The following is a 15902-nucleotide window of genomic DNA, read 5'->3' as shown; positions in this document are numbered from 1 at the left end:
GGGGTGCGCGGACCGCACCCCACGCCGGTCCCGCGCAGGACGACGATCGGAGCATGGGGATGCGCGACCTGAGCACGGAGTTCGGTCGTGCCGGCCTGGAGTTCATCACCGTCGCCGACCCTGGGCACCCCTACATCCCGCCCGCGGTCGCCGCCGCGGCGACGAACGCCTCCGAGTTTCCGGGCCGGCGCTGGTTCGAGATCCCGGACGACGCGCCGGACCTGGTCGAGCGGGGCAACGCCGCCTGGCACGAGATGTGCTGCGGCCACGGCCTCTTCACGTCCGAGGACCGGCGGTTCCTCGTCGCCGTCGACCTGAGCGAGGACAGCGCCTACGGCACGCGCTGGTGGGCCGAGGTGGCGCTGACCGACGACTGGGATGTCGTCGGCGAAGGCTCGGCGGGCATCCTCGGCCTCGGCCGCGGCCGGCCGGTCTTCGTCATGCTGTCGCGCGACGGCGACGTGGCCGTGCGCGGCGACCTGTGGCAGAGGTCCATCGGCGGGGTCCTCGTGCCCGACGTACAGCGGATGCAGCGGTCCCGGCAGGCCACGGGCTGGATCCTCGACGACCCGAGGTCCAGCCCGGCCGACCTGCGGGCGGTCCGGCGCTGGCTGGATCACCTCGCCGGCCTCCCGGACCGGTAGCCCAGACAGCACCGTCGTCGCCGCGTGCGGCGATCCCGAAACGGCCGGGACCCGCGACCGTCGTGGCTGTCGCACCAGGTGACGGTGCCGGGAGGCTCGGTGAGGGTCAGCGGGCGCTGGTAGTTGGAGTCGTCGACGACCTGCCGCGGCGCGTCCTCGTCGTAGTCCTCCATGGCCCACTCACCGAGTTCCGGCGCACCATCCCCAACGCCTCCAGATCCACGATCGAGATGTTTGCCTGGGCGATCGATGTTGAATTCGGCCATCATTTCTGGAGGGGGTAGCCGGCCGTGGACGACATTGCGGGGTGGAAGGCGGCGGTCCGACGCGAAATCGCTGCGTTGTCCGCCAACTTCGAACAACGCTTCGGTTACCCGTTCGGCGAAGGCGGCAATTGCGTCGCGGAGCCCGACCCGTCGACGGTCGATGCTGAGTTCGGCGCGACGCTTCCGTCGTCATTGCGGGACTTCTACGCCGAGATCGGCGAAGTTTGCCTGATCGACTTCGGGAACGGGTATCGGATCTACCCACTCAGCAGGATCGCTGTTCCTGCTGACTGGGCGCTGCCGACGCTGGTGCGTCCTGCGGAAATCGGGCACGTTGTCACATTCGGATCAACCGGGGGTGGGCAGCAATACAGCATGGCTCGGGAGACCGGTCAGATCTTCTATCTGCCGCCGGGCCTCGTCGAGGACGGAATCCATTCCAGCAGCTTCGAGCAGCCACGCCTGGTGGCGCCCGATCTGCAAGGCTTCCTGCGGCGACTTCTCGTCGCCGTGAGGGCGTTCGTAGCGACTGGCGATCCGGTGGACGTCTGACTATCGGTCGTTGTGCGAGTCGGTGCTGCCGGGGGTGTACCTCCGGCAGCACCGTGCTGTCGGCGCACTGCTGGACCGCGGGCATCGACATCGACGATGTGATGCCGCACCCTGCGTGAGGACCGCCGCCATCCAGCGCAAGGCCCGGTGGATCCCAGGGCGCCGGGTCGCGGTGCAGTTGCCGGTCGCCTGCGTGAGCCCATGCGGACGCGCTGTCGCGTGGGTGGTGCCGATCCCAAAAGCGCCGCTCCCCGTGCCGTCGTCCCGCATCGTGGGACGCGAACAGCGGCTGTCCGGACGGTTGACAACGAGGGTTCGGGCTGCGTTTATTTACGTTACCACCGATGAAACATCGTTCCACTCTGCGAAACGGGGACTGAAGGCGGTGGGGCAGTCGCCGGAGCAAACACCAGAGAGGAAGCAGGCGATTCGATGAAGAATCCCTCCAAGGTGGTGGCGGCTGGGGCACTGGGCCTCACCGCTGCCATCGCGCTCGGCGGCGCGCCTGCCGGAGCGTACGGGCCTGCGGCGAACTCGCTCGGCTGTCGGCTGTACTTCAGCGACGCCGGCACGGGCAGCTCGCCGACGACGTGGAACGACACGTTCGGGCTCACCCAGACGCCGGCCACGCCGTCGCCCGGGCAGACCGTCACCGTCACCTTCACGGCGGTCGCCGGGCCGAACAACGGTCCGGTCCCGCTGAACGCGGGTGACGTGCCTGTCGTCATCAAGTTGGCGCTCGGCGGCTCCCAGTCGGGGACCGTCACGCTCAACATGGCCACCTACCCGACCGCCCCGGCGGCCGCGGGTGCGCCGCTCGGCTCCATCACCGCGACCGGCACGTACGTCGCCGGCACGGCCGGGGCCGCCTCGCTCACCGTCACGCAGGCCGTGTTCAACAACGCGACCGCCAAGACGTACTGCTCTGGCCCGGGCGACCGGGACCACAAGGCCGCCCCGGCGGCGAGCACGATCGTCGAGAACTACAGCGTGTTCGGCGGCGGCACCAGCATCACCTCGGTCACCGGGCAGAGCGTCACGAGCGCTGCGCGGGCGGGAAACACCATCAACTTCTCCGTGACCGGGCTGGCTCCAAGCGCGACCCTGAGCGCGTCGCTGAAGAACGCGGGCGGCGGTGGCACCGCTGAAGGCAGCGGCGCCGGCACGACCGACGCCACGGGTGCGGGCACCGGGACGCTCGTCGTCCCCGCCGGCGCCACGACCGGGGCGCGGACGCTGTCGGTGTCCGACGGCACCAACACCGTCACCACGCCGATCACGATCCTCGGCGCACCGGCCATCTCCATCACCCCCGGTGGTGGCGGCGCGGGCACGGCGGTCGCGGTGACCGGCACCAACTGGAACCCGGGCAGCACCGTCTCCATCCGGGGCTACAAGGCCGGGGCGCCCCCGCCGCCGCCCACCGCCGACGCGGCGGTCACGGCGACGGCGAGCGCGACCGGCGCGATCACGGGCTCGTTCACGGTGAACGACCCGACCACCGCCTACATCGGCGCGTCGTCGGGCACCGGGCCGGGCACCCTGTTCGCGGTCGCCACCTGGACGGCCTCGGCCGACTCCTGCGTGGCGAAGGCCGGCCCGGCCACCACGGGCTCCTGCAACCTCACCTACAACCTGTCCCAGACGGTCACGGCGGGCAACCTCGCGATGTCCCGCACCACCGGCTCGGGCAACGTCACGTTGAGCGGCGTCACGCTCAACGGCACCGTCCAGCACGGCACCGGCGCGCTCGCGCCGATCACCGTGACGGACTACCGGGGCAGCACCTTCGGCTGGAGCCTGGTCGGTGCGGTCACCGACTTCACCGGTACGCCGGGCGGCAGCATCGCGAAGGCGAACCTCACCTGGATCCCGACGTGTGTGGCCGCCGCCGGCAGTACCAACGCGGTGACGGCGACGGCGGGCTCCGCGGGTGCGGTCGACGGCTCGACCCTGTGCTCGGCCCCGGCCGACGCGGCCGGCACGGGTGGCGGCTTCGACGCGGGCGCCGCGCTCGACCTGCAGATCCCGGCCAATCAGCTGGCCGGCAGCTACACCGCGACGCTCACGATCACGCTGAGCTAGCAGCCGAGGTGGGGGTCCTGCCGGGCCCCCACCTCCAAGCGGGAGGACAGACGTTGCGTTCCTTGACAAGCGTGCTCGCGGTCGTGCTCGCGGTCGCCCTCGTCGGCGCGCCCGCGCACGCCGCGGACAACGGTGAGTGGTCGGTGAACCCGACGCCGCCCGCGCAGCCGGGCCCGGCGCCGCGCCTGTACTTCTTCCTCGAGTCGCCGCCCGGCACCTCCGTGCAGGACTCGGTCCGGGTGACGAACCTCGCCGACCAGCCGCGCACGTTCCGCCTGTACGGCGCCGACGCGTACAACACCCCCCGCGACGGCGGGTTCGGCCTGCGTACCCAGGACGCCGCCGGAGTCGACATCGGCGCCTGGACCCAGGTCGGCGCCGCGACCGTGACGGTGCCGGCGAAGTCGCAGGCGGACGTCCCGTTCGTCATCACCGTGCCCACCAACGCGACCCCCGGCGACCATGTCGGCGGGGTCGTCGCCATGGAGGAGCAGCCGGGCGCGACCACGAAGCAGAACGGCGTCGACGTCACCGTCCGCCGCGCCGTGGCCGCCCGCGTGTACCTGCGCGTCAGCGGGCCGACCGTCCCCGGCCTGCGGGTCGACCACGTGACGACGAAGCACGGGACCCCGTGGCTGCCGTCCACCGTCGACGGTTCCTACACGTACGACGTCGTCAACACCGGCAACCTGCACCTGCCGCCGAAGCTGGAGGTGCGCGTCACCGGGCTGTTCGGCCACCGCATCGCCCAGCACGGCAGCGCGCCGCAGATCGACCTGCTGCCCGGCGCGCGGACCCGGCTCGGTGGCACGTTCAGCGGCGTGTGGCCGTTCGACGTCGTCACCACCTCGGTGACCGTGACCGCCGACGGCGGCGTCTCCGCGCGGTCGCAGGACACGACGGTGGTCGTGTCGTGGCCGACCCTCGCGGTTGTCGTCGCCGGTCTGGTGCTGCTCGTCTGGTACCGCCGGCGCCGCGCCGCCGCGGTGACCGCCAAGCCCCGCAGGCGACTGCCCGAACCGGTGACGGTGCGATGAGGCGGACCCTCACCGTCCTCCGTGGACCGCGGCCGGCGGCGCCTCGGGCCGTCGCCGTCCTGTGTGGACCGCCTCCGACGGTGCTGCCGGCGGCGGCGCGGGCCGTCGCCGTCCTCTGTGGACTGCTGCTGGCGGTGCTGCCGGCCGCGCCGGCGCGCGCCGACGGCATGACCGCGAGCGCCGCCGCACCGTCGGCGAAACCGGGCGCGACGCTGCGGATCACCGGCGCCGGCTGGCCCGCCGGGCAGCTGCTGCAGCTCGTCACCTGCGGCGAGCTCGCCATGACCGGCTCCGGCGCCTGCGACATGCGCGCGGCGGTCGCGACCCCGGCCCGGGCCGACGGCACGTTCGGCGTCGACATCCGCGTCGGCGACCCACCCCGCCCGTGCCCGTGCGTCGTGCACGTCGCGCTCGTCGGCACCGGCGCCAGCGGGCACGTCGACGTGCCCCTCGACATCCCCGGCCACGCGACCGGCCCGGCGCCGACCGCGGCGAGCACCATCGCCCGCCTCGACGTGGTGCGGATCCGGCTCACCGGCCGGCCGTCGTGGACGGAGTGGTTCGGCGCCCGCGCGGAGCGCACCCTCGTCTACGAGGTCCGCAACCCGGGCGCGCAGAGCCTGCGGGAGCTGCCGCTCAACGTCCGCGTCGGCAAGGGCGGCGGCGACCCGGCGGAGGCGCCGCGCTCCGGCGAGATCCGCCCCGGCGAGACCCGCGAATACCGGGTGCCGGTGACGATCCCGTTCGCGGCGTTCGGCCGGTACCAGGTCCGCGCCGACATCGCCGGGCTGGGCGCCGCGTCGGTCGGCTACGACGCGTACCCGTGGGGGCTGCTGGCGCTCAACGTGTTCGGCGTCGCGCTCATCGTCCTCGGCGTCCACCGCCGCCTGAAGGCCCGGCGGCACCGCGACACCCTCGTGCCGCAGAGCGCCGACCCGTTGCTGTTGCCGCCGCTGGTACGGGTGCCCGCGCTCGGCGCGGTGCTCGTGTTCGACGACGCCCCCGGCGCGAACCGGCTCCGCCGCAAGGCCCGGGCCCAGATCAGCGCCGCGACCCTGCGCGAGCTGATCGGCGAGCCGGACGGCGACGGCGGCACCGCGATCGTCGACCTGGCGGCTCTCGACACCGTCCTCGCGGGCGGCCGCCCGGCATCCGACGTGCCGGAGGCCGGCGGGAGCGCGGCCGTCGTCGACCTCGGCGAGCTGGACGCCTACCTCGCCGGCCACGCGGACGCCGACGACTGGCGGGCCGCACTGCAGCGTCCATCCCGGAAGGGCCGGCCCGGCCGGCGGAAGAGGAGCCCTGATGTGGGTGCGTGAGCGGGTGCACGACTGGTCCCTCGCGCTGCGCGCCGGCGCCGCCGCGGTCGCCGCCGTGGTGGCGTTCGCCGGCTGCTCCTCGGTGATGCCGGGGGCACTGGACGGCGGTGGCGCCGCCGGCGATCAGCCGGTGACCGGGGCCGGGCCGGGCGTGACCGCGGACAGCGTCAAGGTCGTGTTCGTCGGCGTCGACCTCAAGGCCACCGCGAGCGTCACCGGCTTCAAGACCGCGGACGCCGGCGACCCGGCCCGCCAGGTCAAGGCCCTCGAGACGTGGGTCAACGCCAACGGCGGCGTGGCCGGGCGCAAGATGGTCGCCGTCTACCGCAACTACGAGGCCGCCGACGACTCACCGGCCGCCGAGGAGCGGCTGTGCAACCAGGTCACCCAGGACGACAAGGCGTTCGCGGTCGTGCTCACCGGCCAGTTCCAGAGCAACGCCCGCCCCTGCTACGCGTCTCGCCGCACGCTCGTGCTCGACGCCACCCTCGTCGCCAACGACCAGACCACGTTCACGAAGCTCGCACCGTACCTGTGGTCCGCCAGCTACCCGGACTACGACGAGTTCGTGCGGGCGTTCCTCGGCAGCCTCGAACAGCAGCAGTACTTCGCCGGCAAGACCAAGGCCGGCGTCGTCGCCGCCGACACGCCCACCAACCGCAGCGCGTACGAGCGCCTCGCCGTACCGGAGCTGAAACGGCTGAACGTCACACCGGCGGTCGCGTGGATCGACACCACCGACCTCGGCACCCTGAACGCCGGGCTCAACCAGGCCGCCGTCGACTTCCGCGCCAAGGGGGTCGACCGCGTGTTCTTCCTCGGCGGCGCCCGGATGGCGTCGTTCTTCCTCACGGTCGCCGCCGCGCAGAGCTTCACCGCCCGCTACGCGCTGTCCAGCTTCGACAACCCGAGCTTCCTGGTGAACAACCCGGCGACGATCCCGAAGGAGGGCCTCGAGGGCGCCGTCGGCATCGGCTTCAACCCCAGCCAGGACGTCCCCGACAGCGCGTACCCGTTCCCCGGCACCGACGCCGAACGCGCCTGCCTGAAGGTGTACGAGGCCGACGGGCAGAAGTTCGCGACCCGCGAGAACGCCCGCGTCGCGTTCCCCTACTGCGACGCGGCGCTGCTGCTGCAGGCCGGCGCCCGCGACCTCGGCGCCGACCTCAACGCGGCCGCGTGGTCGAAGGCCACCCGCGCGCTCGGCACCGGGTTCAGCCCCGCGACCGGGTTCGCCGGGCTGCTCGGCCCCGGCAGGTTCTCGGCCGCGAACGGCTACCGCCCCCTCGCCTACGACGGCGGCTGCGGCTGCTTCGCCTACCAGGGCGAGGAGGTGCCCTTTGCGGCCCGCTGACGCGCTGTCCTGCGCCGCCGTCGACGCCTCCTACGGGCCCGTGCAGGTGCTGTACGGCGTGAACGTCCGCGTCGCCGCCGGCGAGATGGTCGGCGTCTGCGGCCCGAACGGCGTCGGCAAGACCACGCTCGTGCGGGTCCTCGCCGGCCTGCAGCGCCCCGGCGCCGGCGGCCGGGTGCTGCTGGAAGGGCGCGACATCACCGGCGTGCCGGCCGCCCGCCGGGTCCGGCTGGGACTGTCCACGGTGGTCGGTCAGCAGGCGTTCGGGTCGCTGACGGTGGAGGAGAACCTCCGCATGTACGGCTACACGGTCAGCCGCCGCGACGGCCGCCTGCGCAAGGCGGTCGACGGTGCCTTCGCCGTCTTCCCGCGCCTGTACGAGCGGCGCGACCAACCGGCGTCCACATTGTCCGGTGGCGAGCGGCAGATGCTCGTGCTCGCCAAGACGCTCATCCAGCGGCCCCGGGTGCTGCTCATCGACGAGTTCTCCCTCGGCCTCGCCCCGGTCGTCGTCGGCGGCCTCCTGGAGATGGTGCGCCGGCTGAACCGGCTCGGCACCGCGCTGCTCGTGGTGGAGCAGTCCGTCAACGTCGCGCTGTCCCTGGTGGACCGCGCGTACTTCATGGAGAAGGGCACGATCGTCGCCGAACACACCTCCGCCGACCTCGCCGACCGGCCCGACCTCGTGCAGTCCCTCATGCTCGGCGGTCATGCATGAGCCTGTGGGGGTACGACTTCGGGCCTGACCGCATCCTGCTGGGGTTGTTCACCGGTCTCACGTACGCGCTGCTCGCCGTCGGCCTGGTGCTGACCTACCGGTCGAGCAGGTTCGTCAACTTCGCGCACGGCTCCATCGGCGTCTTCGGCGCCGCGGTGCTCGGCCGGCTCGTCGCCGGTGAAGGGATGCCGTACTGGGTCGCGTTCCCGGCCGCGATGGTGGTCGCCGCGGGCGTCGCCGCCGGGGTCGAGGCGGGCGTGGTCCGGCGGCTGCGGCACCGGTCCCGGGTCATCGGCATGATCGCCACCCTCGGGCTCTCGCAGTTCATCCTCGTCGTGTCGCTGCTGGTGAACCGGCAGGGCGTCAGCGGCGCCATCTTCCCCCGGCCGCCGGGCCTGCCGTCGTTCACGGTCGGGCGGACCCCGGTCGGGCCGGCGTTCACCGCCATGCTGATCCTCACCCCGATCCTGCTCGCGGGGCTCGCCCTGTTCCTGAAGCGGTCCCGTCACGGCCTCGCCATCCGCGCCGCCGCCGACCAGCCGTCCGCGGCGCTGCTCGACGGCGTCGCCGCGCCGCGGATGGCCACCGTCGCGTGGGCGATCGCCGGCGGGATCGCGGCGTTCTCCGCCATCCTCGTCACACCCACCCAGGGCGCCCAGTCCATCGACACGCTCGGGCCCGACCTGCTGCTGAAGGGCCTCGCCGGCGCCGTCATCGCCCGGCTGTCGTCGATCCCGGTCGCGTTCGCGGCGTCGCTGGGCATCGGCGTCCTCGAACAGATCCTGCTGTCCGGGTCCGCCGGCACCGGCATCGTCCAGGTGGTGCTCGGCGCGACCGTCCTCATCGCGCTGCTGCGCCAGCCGAGGCTCGGCCGCCGCGACGCCGACGACGGCGGCTGGGCCCGCTCCGGCGCCGCGATCCTGACCGGTCCGTGGCCGGTGCGGCACCTCGGCCGGCTCGTCGCCGCCGCCGGGTTCCTGGTCGCCGCGGCCCTGGCGTACCTCGTGGACAACCAGACCGCGTCGGCGCTGACGACCGTCGCCGGGTTCACGCTCGTGGCGCTGTCGGTCCTCGTCGTCACCGGCGTCGCGGGCGAGCTGTCCCTCGGCCAGTTCGCGTTCGCCGGTATCGGCGGCGCCGTGTCCGTGCGGGTCGGCGCCGACACCGGCAACTTCTTCGTCGGCGTCGTCGCCGGCTGCGCCGCGGCCGCCCTCGCCGCGGCCGCCGTCGGGGTGCCCGCGCTGCGCCTGCGGGGGCTCGCGCTCGCCGTCACCACCCTCGCGTTCGCCCTCGCCACCAGCGCCTACCTGCTGCGGCGCGACTGGCTGCTCGGCTCCGGCGTCAGCACCCCGAAGCCGCGCTGGGCCGGCTACACCCTCGAGGTCGCCAAGGACTACTACCTCTTCGCGCTGCTCATGCTCGGCCTCGGGATCTGGCTGACGGCGAACCTGCGCCGCGGCGCGTTCGGGCGGCTGCTCACCGCGCTGCGCGACAACGAGGAGGCCGCGCGGGCCCTGACCGTCTCCGCGCCGCTGCGCAAGCTCCAGGCCTACGCGGTCGCCGGCGCGCTCGCCGGGCTCGGCGGCGCCGTCATCGGCCACGGCCAGACGCAGCTCACCGTCAACAGCTTCCCGGCGAGCGCGAGCGTGGACGTCGTCGCCGTCACGGTCGTCGGCGGCATCGGCCTGCTGGGCGGGCCGCTGCTCGGGGCGCTGTTCATCGTCGGCATCCCGTCCTTCGTGGACCTCGGCATCCCCGGGCAGGCGGCGCTCACCCTCGCGTGGCTGCTCGTCGTCGTGCTGCTGCCACAAGGTCTCGGAGGTCTGCTGGTACGGGCCCGCGACCGGCTTGCCGCACGGTGGTCCGAGCCCGCGAAACCCGCGGCGAAGCCGGAGCAGGTCGCCGGCCCGGCGCTGCCGGCGCGCACCGTGCCGTTGCGCACACCGGTGGACGGGGAGCGGCTGCTCGTGGTGCGGGGCGTCACGAAGGCGTTCGGCGGGGTGACGGCGGTCAACGGCGTACACCTGGACGTCGCCGACGGAGAGGTCCTCGGCATCATCGGGCCCAACGGCGCCGGCAAGACCACGCTGTTCGAGATCCTCGCCGGGTTCGTCCGACCCGACGCCGGCAGCGTGACCTTCGCGGGCGGCGACGTCACCCGCGCCACCCCCGAGCACCGCGCGAAGCTCGGCCTCGTCCGGTCGTTCCAGGACGCCCGGCTCTTCAGCACGATGACCGTCCTGGAGACCGTGATGACGGCGGGGGAGCGGACCGCGCCGAGCCACCTGCTCACCTCCGCGCTCGGCGGTCCGGTCGCCGAGCGGCGCAAGGCCGCGCGGGCCGCCGAGCTGGTCGACCTCATGGGACTGTCCACGGTGGCCGGTTCGCTGGTCGGGAACCTGTCGACCGGCACCCGCCGGATGGTCGAGATCACCTGCCTGCTCGCGCTCGAACCGGCGTTGCTGCTGCTCGACGAGCCGTCCTCGGGCGTCTCCCAGGCCGACGGCGCGGCGCTCGGCGACCTGCTGCTGCGCGTGCACCGCGAGCTCGGCACCACGCTGCTCGTCATCGAGCACGACCTGCCCCTGCTGTCCCGCCTCGCCACCCGGATGGTGGCGATGGAGGGCGGCCGGATCATTGCCGACGGCACCCCGGACGACGTCCGCGCGCACCCCGCCGTCGTGCGCTCCTACCTCGGCACCGACCTCGCGGCCGTCAACCGGTCCGGCGCAACCCACTGAGGAGACCTTCGATGCAACGACGGATCGCATCCCTGGCGGTGCTGGTCACCGCGGCGCTCGCCGCTGTCGTCCCGCTCGGCGCGGCGCCCGCGTGGGCCGCGCCGACGCTCACCGTCAGCAAGACCACCGGCCTGACCGACGGGGTGTCGGTGACCGTCGGCGGCAGCGGCTTCACCGCCAACCTCAAGCAGATCGCCGTCGGACAGTGCATCGAGGAGGTGAAGGGCCCCACCGACTGCAACCTCGCGGGCGGCTCCCAGTTCGTCAACGCCGACGCGTCCGGCAAGATCCCCACGGTCACGCTGAAGCTGGCGCAGAAGTTCGGCACGTTCGACTGCACCAAGCGCACCTGCGTGATCGCCGCGCAGATCCTGCCGTCCGGCGGCAACGCGGGCGAGATCGCCGCCAACAAGGCCTCGGTGAAGCTGACGTTCGGCGCCGCCGCCCAGCCGACCACCCAGGCCGCCGCCGCGGCCACGACCGAGGCGACGGCGCTGCCGAAGACCGGCCCCGGCGACGAGCCGTTCGTCGTCGTCCTGGCCGGGTCGGCGCTGCTCACGCTCGGCGTCGGGCTCCTCGTCGTGCTCCCGGCCCGCCGGCGTCGCGCGCACACCGCGGAAGGGGTGTGAGCGACATGCGCCGCATCGCGATGGCCACCGCGGCACTCGCCGTGGCGGGCGCCGGCCTCGCCGTCGTCACCGGGACGGCCGCCGCGGCGCCGGTGGACGCGTCGCTGGGGTGCCGGCTGTACTTCAGCGACGCCGGGACCGGCACGTCGCCGACCACGTGGGCGGACACGTTCACGCTCAGCCAGTCCCCGGCGAGCCCGGCGGCCGGCCAGACCGTGACGGTGACCCTCGCCGCGGTCGCCGGCGTGACCAACGGCCCGGTGCCGCTCAACGCCGGCGACGTGCCCGTGCGGGTCACCGTCGCCCTCGGCGGCGCGCAGACCGGGACCGTCACCCTCGACCAGGCCGCGTACCCGGCGGCGGCGAAGGCGGCCGGGGTGCCGCTCGGCCCGATCAGCGCCACCGGCACGTACACGGCGACGGCGGCCGGCACGGTGACGCTGGTGGTGCGGCAGGTCGCGTTCGCCAACACGACTGCGACCACGTACTGCTCGGCGAGCGGCGACCGCGACCACAAGGCGGCGCCGGTCGACACGCCGGTCACCGCGTCCGCCGTCGTCACCCCCGGCCCGTCCGGCTCGGCGTCGCCGTCGGCCTCGGCGTCGGCGTCGGCGTCACCCTCCGCCTCGGCGTCCGCTTCGGCCTCCGCGAGCCCGAGTGCGTCGGCGTCGGGCACGGAGGCGGCCACCCCCGCGGAGACGTTCGGGCCCGCGTCGGTGACGATGAAGTGCAAGACGCTCAGCACGATCCGCGACTGGACCGCCACCCACACGCTCACCATGTCACCGGCGAACCCGGGCTACGGCGCCAACGTCACCGTCACGTACACCTTCGACAACGGCGGCAAGAACGGCCCGGCGCCGATCGCCGCCGGTGACCTCAAACCGACCGCCACCGTGAAGCTCAGCGGCGCCCAGTCCGGCACGGTGAAGCTCACCGGCCCGGCCTACGGCTCGATCGCGGCGCAGGCGACGGTGCCCGGCGCCACCCTCACGGGGCAGTTCGTCGCCAGTACGCCCGGCGTCGTCACCCTCACCGTCGCGGACATCCTGTTCGACCACCCGCAGGTCGACACGGAGTGCAACAAGGGCAGCGACCCGGTGACGTCGCCGGCGGACACCACGATCGTCGCGAGGTTCACCGTGAAGTCGACGCCGGCGACCCCGTCGGAGGTCACCGGGGAGGCGCTGCCGAAGACCGGCGACGGCGGAATCCTGCCGGTGATCCTGCTGTGGGGCACGGCGCTGCTGCTCACCGGGGTGGGCGCGCTCGTCGTGCTCCCCAGACGGGCCCGCCGCAGGATCGTCCTCGAATAGGTAGGTGCTCCCGATGTCCGAGGGGCCGCCGGCGGCGAGGCTTGACGCATCGCCCCGGCGCCCCGCCGGAGCACCAGCCAAGGAGCACACAGTGCAACGCTTTCTCATCGAACGCCAGATCGAGGGCGCCGCGTCGGCCTCACCAGCCGCCGCGCCGTCATGGCCCAGGCGGAGGCGCTGAAGCTGTCCTGAGGGTCAGCTGGGCCGCGGAGCGGGGCCGAGACCCGCGCTCGCGGGTGGCGGGCAGGCGTCGGCGCAGCGCAGGTAGCCGGTCGTCATGTTGCCCTGGTCGCCGACGTAGAAGAAGACCAGGTAGACCTGGCCGTCGCCGGGTCGCAGCGCGCTCAGCTCGGCACCGCCGACGCCGAGGTCCGCCCCGGTGCGCTCCTCGATGATCAGCCTGACGGAGGCGTGCGGTCCCGCCGTCGCCGCCGGCTGGTAGGCGAGGACATACCGGCCGGACGCGTCGATCGGCTCGGCGGCCGCGCCGGACGGGGACCTGTGGAACAGGCCCGGCGGCAGGTTCAGCGCGGTGAACGTGCCGTCCGCGCCGAACGTGATGAACCGGTCGGTGCCCGCGTGCCAGGTGCCGGCGATGGTCTCGGCGGTCATGTCGACCGGATCCCCCGGATCCTGCAGCGCCTCGCCGATGCCGCAGGCGGCACCGACCACCAGCGCCATCAGGAGCGCCGCGGAGACCGACCCTCGTCGCAACGCGCCTCCCCGCCGTGGGCACTCAGCACTCAGCACTCAGCCGATGCCGGCGAGCGTAGTGCCTCCGGCGACCGTTCGTGGGCCCGGCGGGCGGTGGTCACGGTGGTCGGGCCTCCACGTGGGCGTCCGGGGGCGGGCGCAGCATCGCCCGCCAGGAGACGGCGATGGCGGCCACGGGCGGGGCGAGCAGCACGCCGACGAGCCCGGCGAGCGCGCCGCCGAGGACCGTGACCGCCAGGATCACGACCGGGTGCAGGTCGAGGGCGCGGCCGAAGACGTACGGGCGCAGCACACCCTCCAGGACGTTCTGTGTCACCAGCACGATCACCAGCATCCACGCGGCCGCCTGCACGCCGCCGGCGCCGAGGGCGACGACGACCGCGAACACCGCCGACACCCACGCGCCGAGATAGGGCACGTACGCGGCGACGAACGTGACCAGCGCGATCATCCCGATGAGGGGCAGGCCGAGCGCGACCGCGCCGAGGGTGATGACGGCCGCGTCCATGGCCGCGACGACGGTGGTGCCGAGGACGTACTGGCGCAGCCGCAGCGCGGCGCTGTCCAGCATCTGGCGGGTCAGGCCGGGCCGCAGCGGCAGCGTGCGGTCGAGGTGGTCGACGAGCGCCGGACCGTCCTTGAACGTGTAGTACAGCAGGAACGCGCCCAGCAGCACGCCGACCGCGGCCTGGGCGAGCAGCGCGGCCGTGTTGAGCAGCGCCGAACCCGCGCCGAGCAGCGCCTCGCGCCACTGCTTGGAGCGCAGCAGCGCGTCGAGGGGATCGCTGCCGAGCGCCGAGCGCAGGTGGGCGCCGGCGCTGTCGGCGACCTCGGCCCAACCCTCGCCGGCGTTGGCGATCGTGCGCCACATCAGGGCACCGAAGAGCACGAGCAGCGCCGGCACCAGCAGCGCACCGGTGAGCGCGGCGGCGGTCGCCGGGACCCCGCGGCTGCGGAGCCGGGCGATGAGCGGTTGCAGGGCCGCGGCGATGGTCACGGTGATGAGGACCGGTGCGAGGACCGCGAGGATGACGCCGACGCCGACGATCAGGGCGGCGGCGCCCACGACGGCGCCGGTGACCAGCCAGCCGGACCGTCCCAGCCGTGTCAGCCATATGGGCGGCATGCGGCTCTACTGCCCGGGCGGGCCGAAGAAACGCCATTGCCGGAGGATGACACCACGGGTGTCTCCTCCCCATTGGAACGTATAACACGCACGGGGTCTTGCGGCAAGACCCGGGTGCTGCCGCAGAATTCGTGGCCGCGGCGCCGGACGGCGCGCGGCCACGGGAGAAGGAGAAGACCATGCGTGTGCTGGTGTCGTCGGCAGGGACGCGCGGCGACGTGCAACCGGTGCTGGCCCTGGCCCTCGAGGTCCGCCGGCTCGGGCACGACGCCCGCCTGTGCGTGCCGCCCAACTTCGTGGAGTGGGTCGCGGGTCACGGGTTCGACGCGGTGCCGATGGGCGTGGAGATGCGCAGGCCCGCGCCGGGGCAGCCGCCCGCGCCGGTGCCGGACCTGATCACCGACCAGTTCGACACGCTCGCCGCCGCCGTCAAGGGCTGCGACGCCGTCCTCGGTGCCAACGCGCACCAGTACGCTGCCCGCTCCGTCGCCGAACGCGCCGGCCTGCCGTACGTGACCGCCGTCTACGCGCCGGTGGCACTGCCCTCACCGGAGCTCGCGCCGCCACCCTCGCCGGGTGAGACGTGGGAACCGGGGCGGCCCGGGGACAACGAGCGCCGGTGGGCCGCCACCACGGCCGCCTGGAACGCCCGGGCCCTGGAACGGGTCAACCACAACCGGGCCCGGCTCGGGCTCGCGGAGATCGGCGACGTCCTGCGGCACAACGTGACCGACCGGCCGTGGCTCGCCGCCGACGCCACCCTCGGCCCGGCGCCCGCCGGTCTGGACGTCATGCAGACCGGGGCGTGGCTGCTGCGGGACCCGGCGCCGCTGCCGGCGGAGCTCGCGGCGTTCCTCGACGCCGGCGACCCGCCGGTGTACGTGGGCTTCGGCAGCATGCCGCTGCCGCCCGACACCAGCCGTGCCGTGGTCGAGGCGGCGCGGGCCAACGGCCGGCGGGTCGTGCTTTCGCGGGGCTGGGCGGACCTCGCCCCCGTCGACGACGGGCCGGACTGCGTCAGCGTCGGCGACGTCAACCAGCAGGCGCTGTTCGCGCGGGTGGCGGTGGCCGTGCACCACGGCGGGGCGGGCACCACCGTCGCCGCCGCCCGCGCGGGGGTGCCGCAGGTGGTGGTGCCGATGTTCAGCGACCAGTTCTACTGGGCCTCCCGGGTGGTCGCGCTCGGCGTCGGGACCTCGGCGTCGCTCGCCGGCCTGCACGCGGGCACCCTGAACGCGGCGCTGCACGAGGCGCTCCTGCCCGGCGTCGAGGCCACGGCGGGCGCGACCGCCTGGGACGTCACCACCGACGGCGCCGCCGCCGCGGCCCGGCTGCTGGTGGCGGCCGTCAGCGGTTGAGCGCCGCCACCAGCAACGGCGCGGCCGTCAGCGGGTGAGGGCC

At 73.9% G+C, this 15902-nt stretch carries 13 protein-coding genes; 11 read left to right on the top strand and 2 right to left on the bottom strand.

The window, feature by feature from the left end:
• Window positions 1-53 precede the first annotated feature (53 nt).
• The 10 genes from ABZ321_RS17810 to ABZ321_RS17765 all read left to right on the top strand — a co-directional run bounded on the left by ABZ321_RS17810 (window position 54) and on the right by ABZ321_RS17765 (window position 12661).
• Window positions 54-644 carry a hypothetical protein gene (locus tag ABZ321_RS17810; RefSeq protein WP_354892293.1) on the top strand — a complete coding sequence of 197 codons (591 nt, stop codon included), beginning with the start codon at window positions 54-56 and terminating at the stop codon, window positions 642-644.
• A 290-nt stretch (window positions 645-934) separates the two neighbouring features.
• Window positions 935-1462, top strand: coding sequence for an SMI1/KNR4 family protein (locus ABZ321_RS17805; protein WP_354892290.1), 528 nt, complete (start codon window positions 935-937; stop codon window positions 1460-1462).
• Window positions 1463-1894: 432 nt separating this feature from the next.
• Window positions 1895-3547 carry a hypothetical protein gene (locus ABZ321_RS17800; protein ID WP_354892288.1) on the top strand — a complete coding sequence of 551 codons (1653 nt, stop codon included), beginning with the start codon at window positions 1895-1897 and terminating at the stop codon, window positions 3545-3547.
• A 71-nt stretch (window positions 3548-3618) separates the two neighbouring features.
• The gene (locus tag ABZ321_RS17795) at window positions 3619-4584 is read left to right on the top strand and encodes a DUF916 domain-containing protein (protein ID WP_344500666.1); all 966 of its coding nucleotides are present in this window, start codon (window positions 3619-3621) and stop codon (window positions 4582-4584) included.
• Window positions 4581-5903, top strand: a complete 1323-nt coding sequence (locus tag ABZ321_RS17790) for a hypothetical protein (protein ID WP_354892285.1) — start codon at window positions 4581-4583, stop codon at window positions 5901-5903. Before ABZ321_RS17795 ends, ABZ321_RS17790 begins: the two co-directional genes overlap by 4 nt.
• The gene (locus ABZ321_RS17785; RefSeq protein ID WP_354892282.1) at window positions 5890-7257 is read left to right on the top strand and encodes a hypothetical protein; all 1368 of its coding nucleotides are present in this window, start codon (window positions 5890-5892) and stop codon (window positions 7255-7257) included. The genes ABZ321_RS17790 and ABZ321_RS17785 overlap by 14 nt, the downstream gene beginning before the upstream one ends.
• Window positions 7244-7975 (top strand): ABC transporter ATP-binding protein, encoded by a 732-nt coding sequence (locus ABZ321_RS17780; protein ID WP_344498546.1) that lies wholly within the window; start codon window positions 7244-7246, stop codon window positions 7973-7975. The genes ABZ321_RS17785 and ABZ321_RS17780 overlap by 14 nt, the downstream gene beginning before the upstream one ends.
• A complete protein-coding gene (locus tag ABZ321_RS17775) occupies window positions 7972-10716 on the top strand; it encodes an ATP-binding cassette domain-containing protein (protein WP_354892279.1) in 2745 nt (914 codons plus the stop codon). Before ABZ321_RS17780 ends, ABZ321_RS17775 begins: the two co-directional genes overlap by 4 nt.
• Window positions 10717-10727: 11 nt before the next feature.
• Window positions 10728-11345, top strand: coding sequence for a neocarzinostatin apoprotein domain-containing protein (locus ABZ321_RS17770; RefSeq protein ID WP_344498550.1), 618 nt, complete (start codon window positions 10728-10730; stop codon window positions 11343-11345).
• Window positions 11346-11350: 5 nt separating this feature from the next.
• A complete protein-coding gene (locus ABZ321_RS17765; RefSeq protein WP_354892276.1) occupies window positions 11351-12661 on the top strand; it encodes a hypothetical protein in 1311 nt (436 codons plus the stop codon).
• 195 nt (window positions 12662-12856) lie between these two features.
• On the opposite strand, the gene ABZ321_RS17760 is transcribed toward ABZ321_RS17765, so the two are convergent.
• Both ABZ321_RS17760 and ABZ321_RS17755 read right to left on the bottom strand, forming a co-directional pair.
• On the bottom strand, window positions 12857-13375 hold the full coding sequence (locus tag ABZ321_RS17760) for a hypothetical protein (protein ID WP_344498554.1): 519 nt from the start codon (window positions 13373-13375) through the stop codon (window positions 12857-12859).
• Window positions 13376-13472: 97 nt separating this feature from the next.
• Window positions 13473-14501 (bottom strand): AI-2E family transporter, encoded by a 1029-nt coding sequence (locus ABZ321_RS17755; protein ID WP_344498556.1) that lies wholly within the window; start codon window positions 14499-14501, stop codon window positions 13473-13475.
• Window positions 14502-14680: 179 nt separating this feature from the next.
• Between ABZ321_RS17755 and ABZ321_RS17750 the strand changes: the two genes are divergently transcribed.
• Complete coding sequence (locus ABZ321_RS17750; protein ID WP_354892272.1) at window positions 14681-15859, top strand: glycosyltransferase; 1179 nt, start codon at window positions 14681-14683, stop codon at window positions 15857-15859.
• Window positions 15860-15902: the final 43 nt, after the last annotated feature.

The organism is Dactylosporangium sp. NPDC006015 (assembly GCF_040614215.1).
GTDB classification, from domain to species: Bacteria; Actinomycetota; Actinomycetes; order Mycobacteriales; family Micromonosporaceae; genus Dactylosporangium; species Dactylosporangium maewongense.
Note: the sequence above shows the minus strand (reverse complement) of the source record. Positions and strands in the feature narration are given on the sequence as shown.

Bases quoted from the DNA above. Each gene is read 5' to 3' on its own strand.
- ABZ321_RS17810 (WP_354892293.1), top strand. From the start codon at position 54: ATGGGGATGCGCGACCTGAGCACGGAGTTCGGTCGTGCCGGCCTGGAG.
- ABZ321_RS17800 (WP_354892288.1), top strand. From the start codon at position 1,895: ATGAAGAATCCCTCCAAGGTGGTGGCGGCTGGGGCACTGGGCCTCACC.
- ABZ321_RS17790 (WP_354892285.1), top strand. From the start codon at position 4,581: ATGAGGCGGACCCTCACCGTCCTCCGTGGACCGCGGCCGGCGGCGCCT.
- ABZ321_RS17785 (WP_354892282.1), top strand. From the start codon at position 5,890: ATGTGGGTGCGTGAGCGGGTGCACGACTGGTCCCTCGCGCTGCGCGCC.
- ABZ321_RS17775 (WP_354892279.1), top strand. From the start codon at position 7,972: ATGAGCCTGTGGGGGTACGACTTCGGGCCTGACCGCATCCTGCTGGGG.
- ABZ321_RS17770 (WP_344498550.1), top strand. From the start codon at position 10,728: ATGCAACGACGGATCGCATCCCTGGCGGTGCTGGTCACCGCGGCGCTC.
- ABZ321_RS17765 (WP_354892276.1), top strand. From the start codon at position 11,351: ATGCGCCGCATCGCGATGGCCACCGCGGCACTCGCCGTGGCGGGCGCC.
- ABZ321_RS17755 (WP_344498556.1), bottom strand. From the start codon at position 14,501: ATGCCGCCCATATGGCTGACACGGCTGGGACGGTCCGGCTGGCTGGTC.
- ABZ321_RS17750 (WP_354892272.1), top strand. From the start codon at position 14,681: ATGCGTGTGCTGGTGTCGTCGGCAGGGACGCGCGGCGACGTGCAACCG.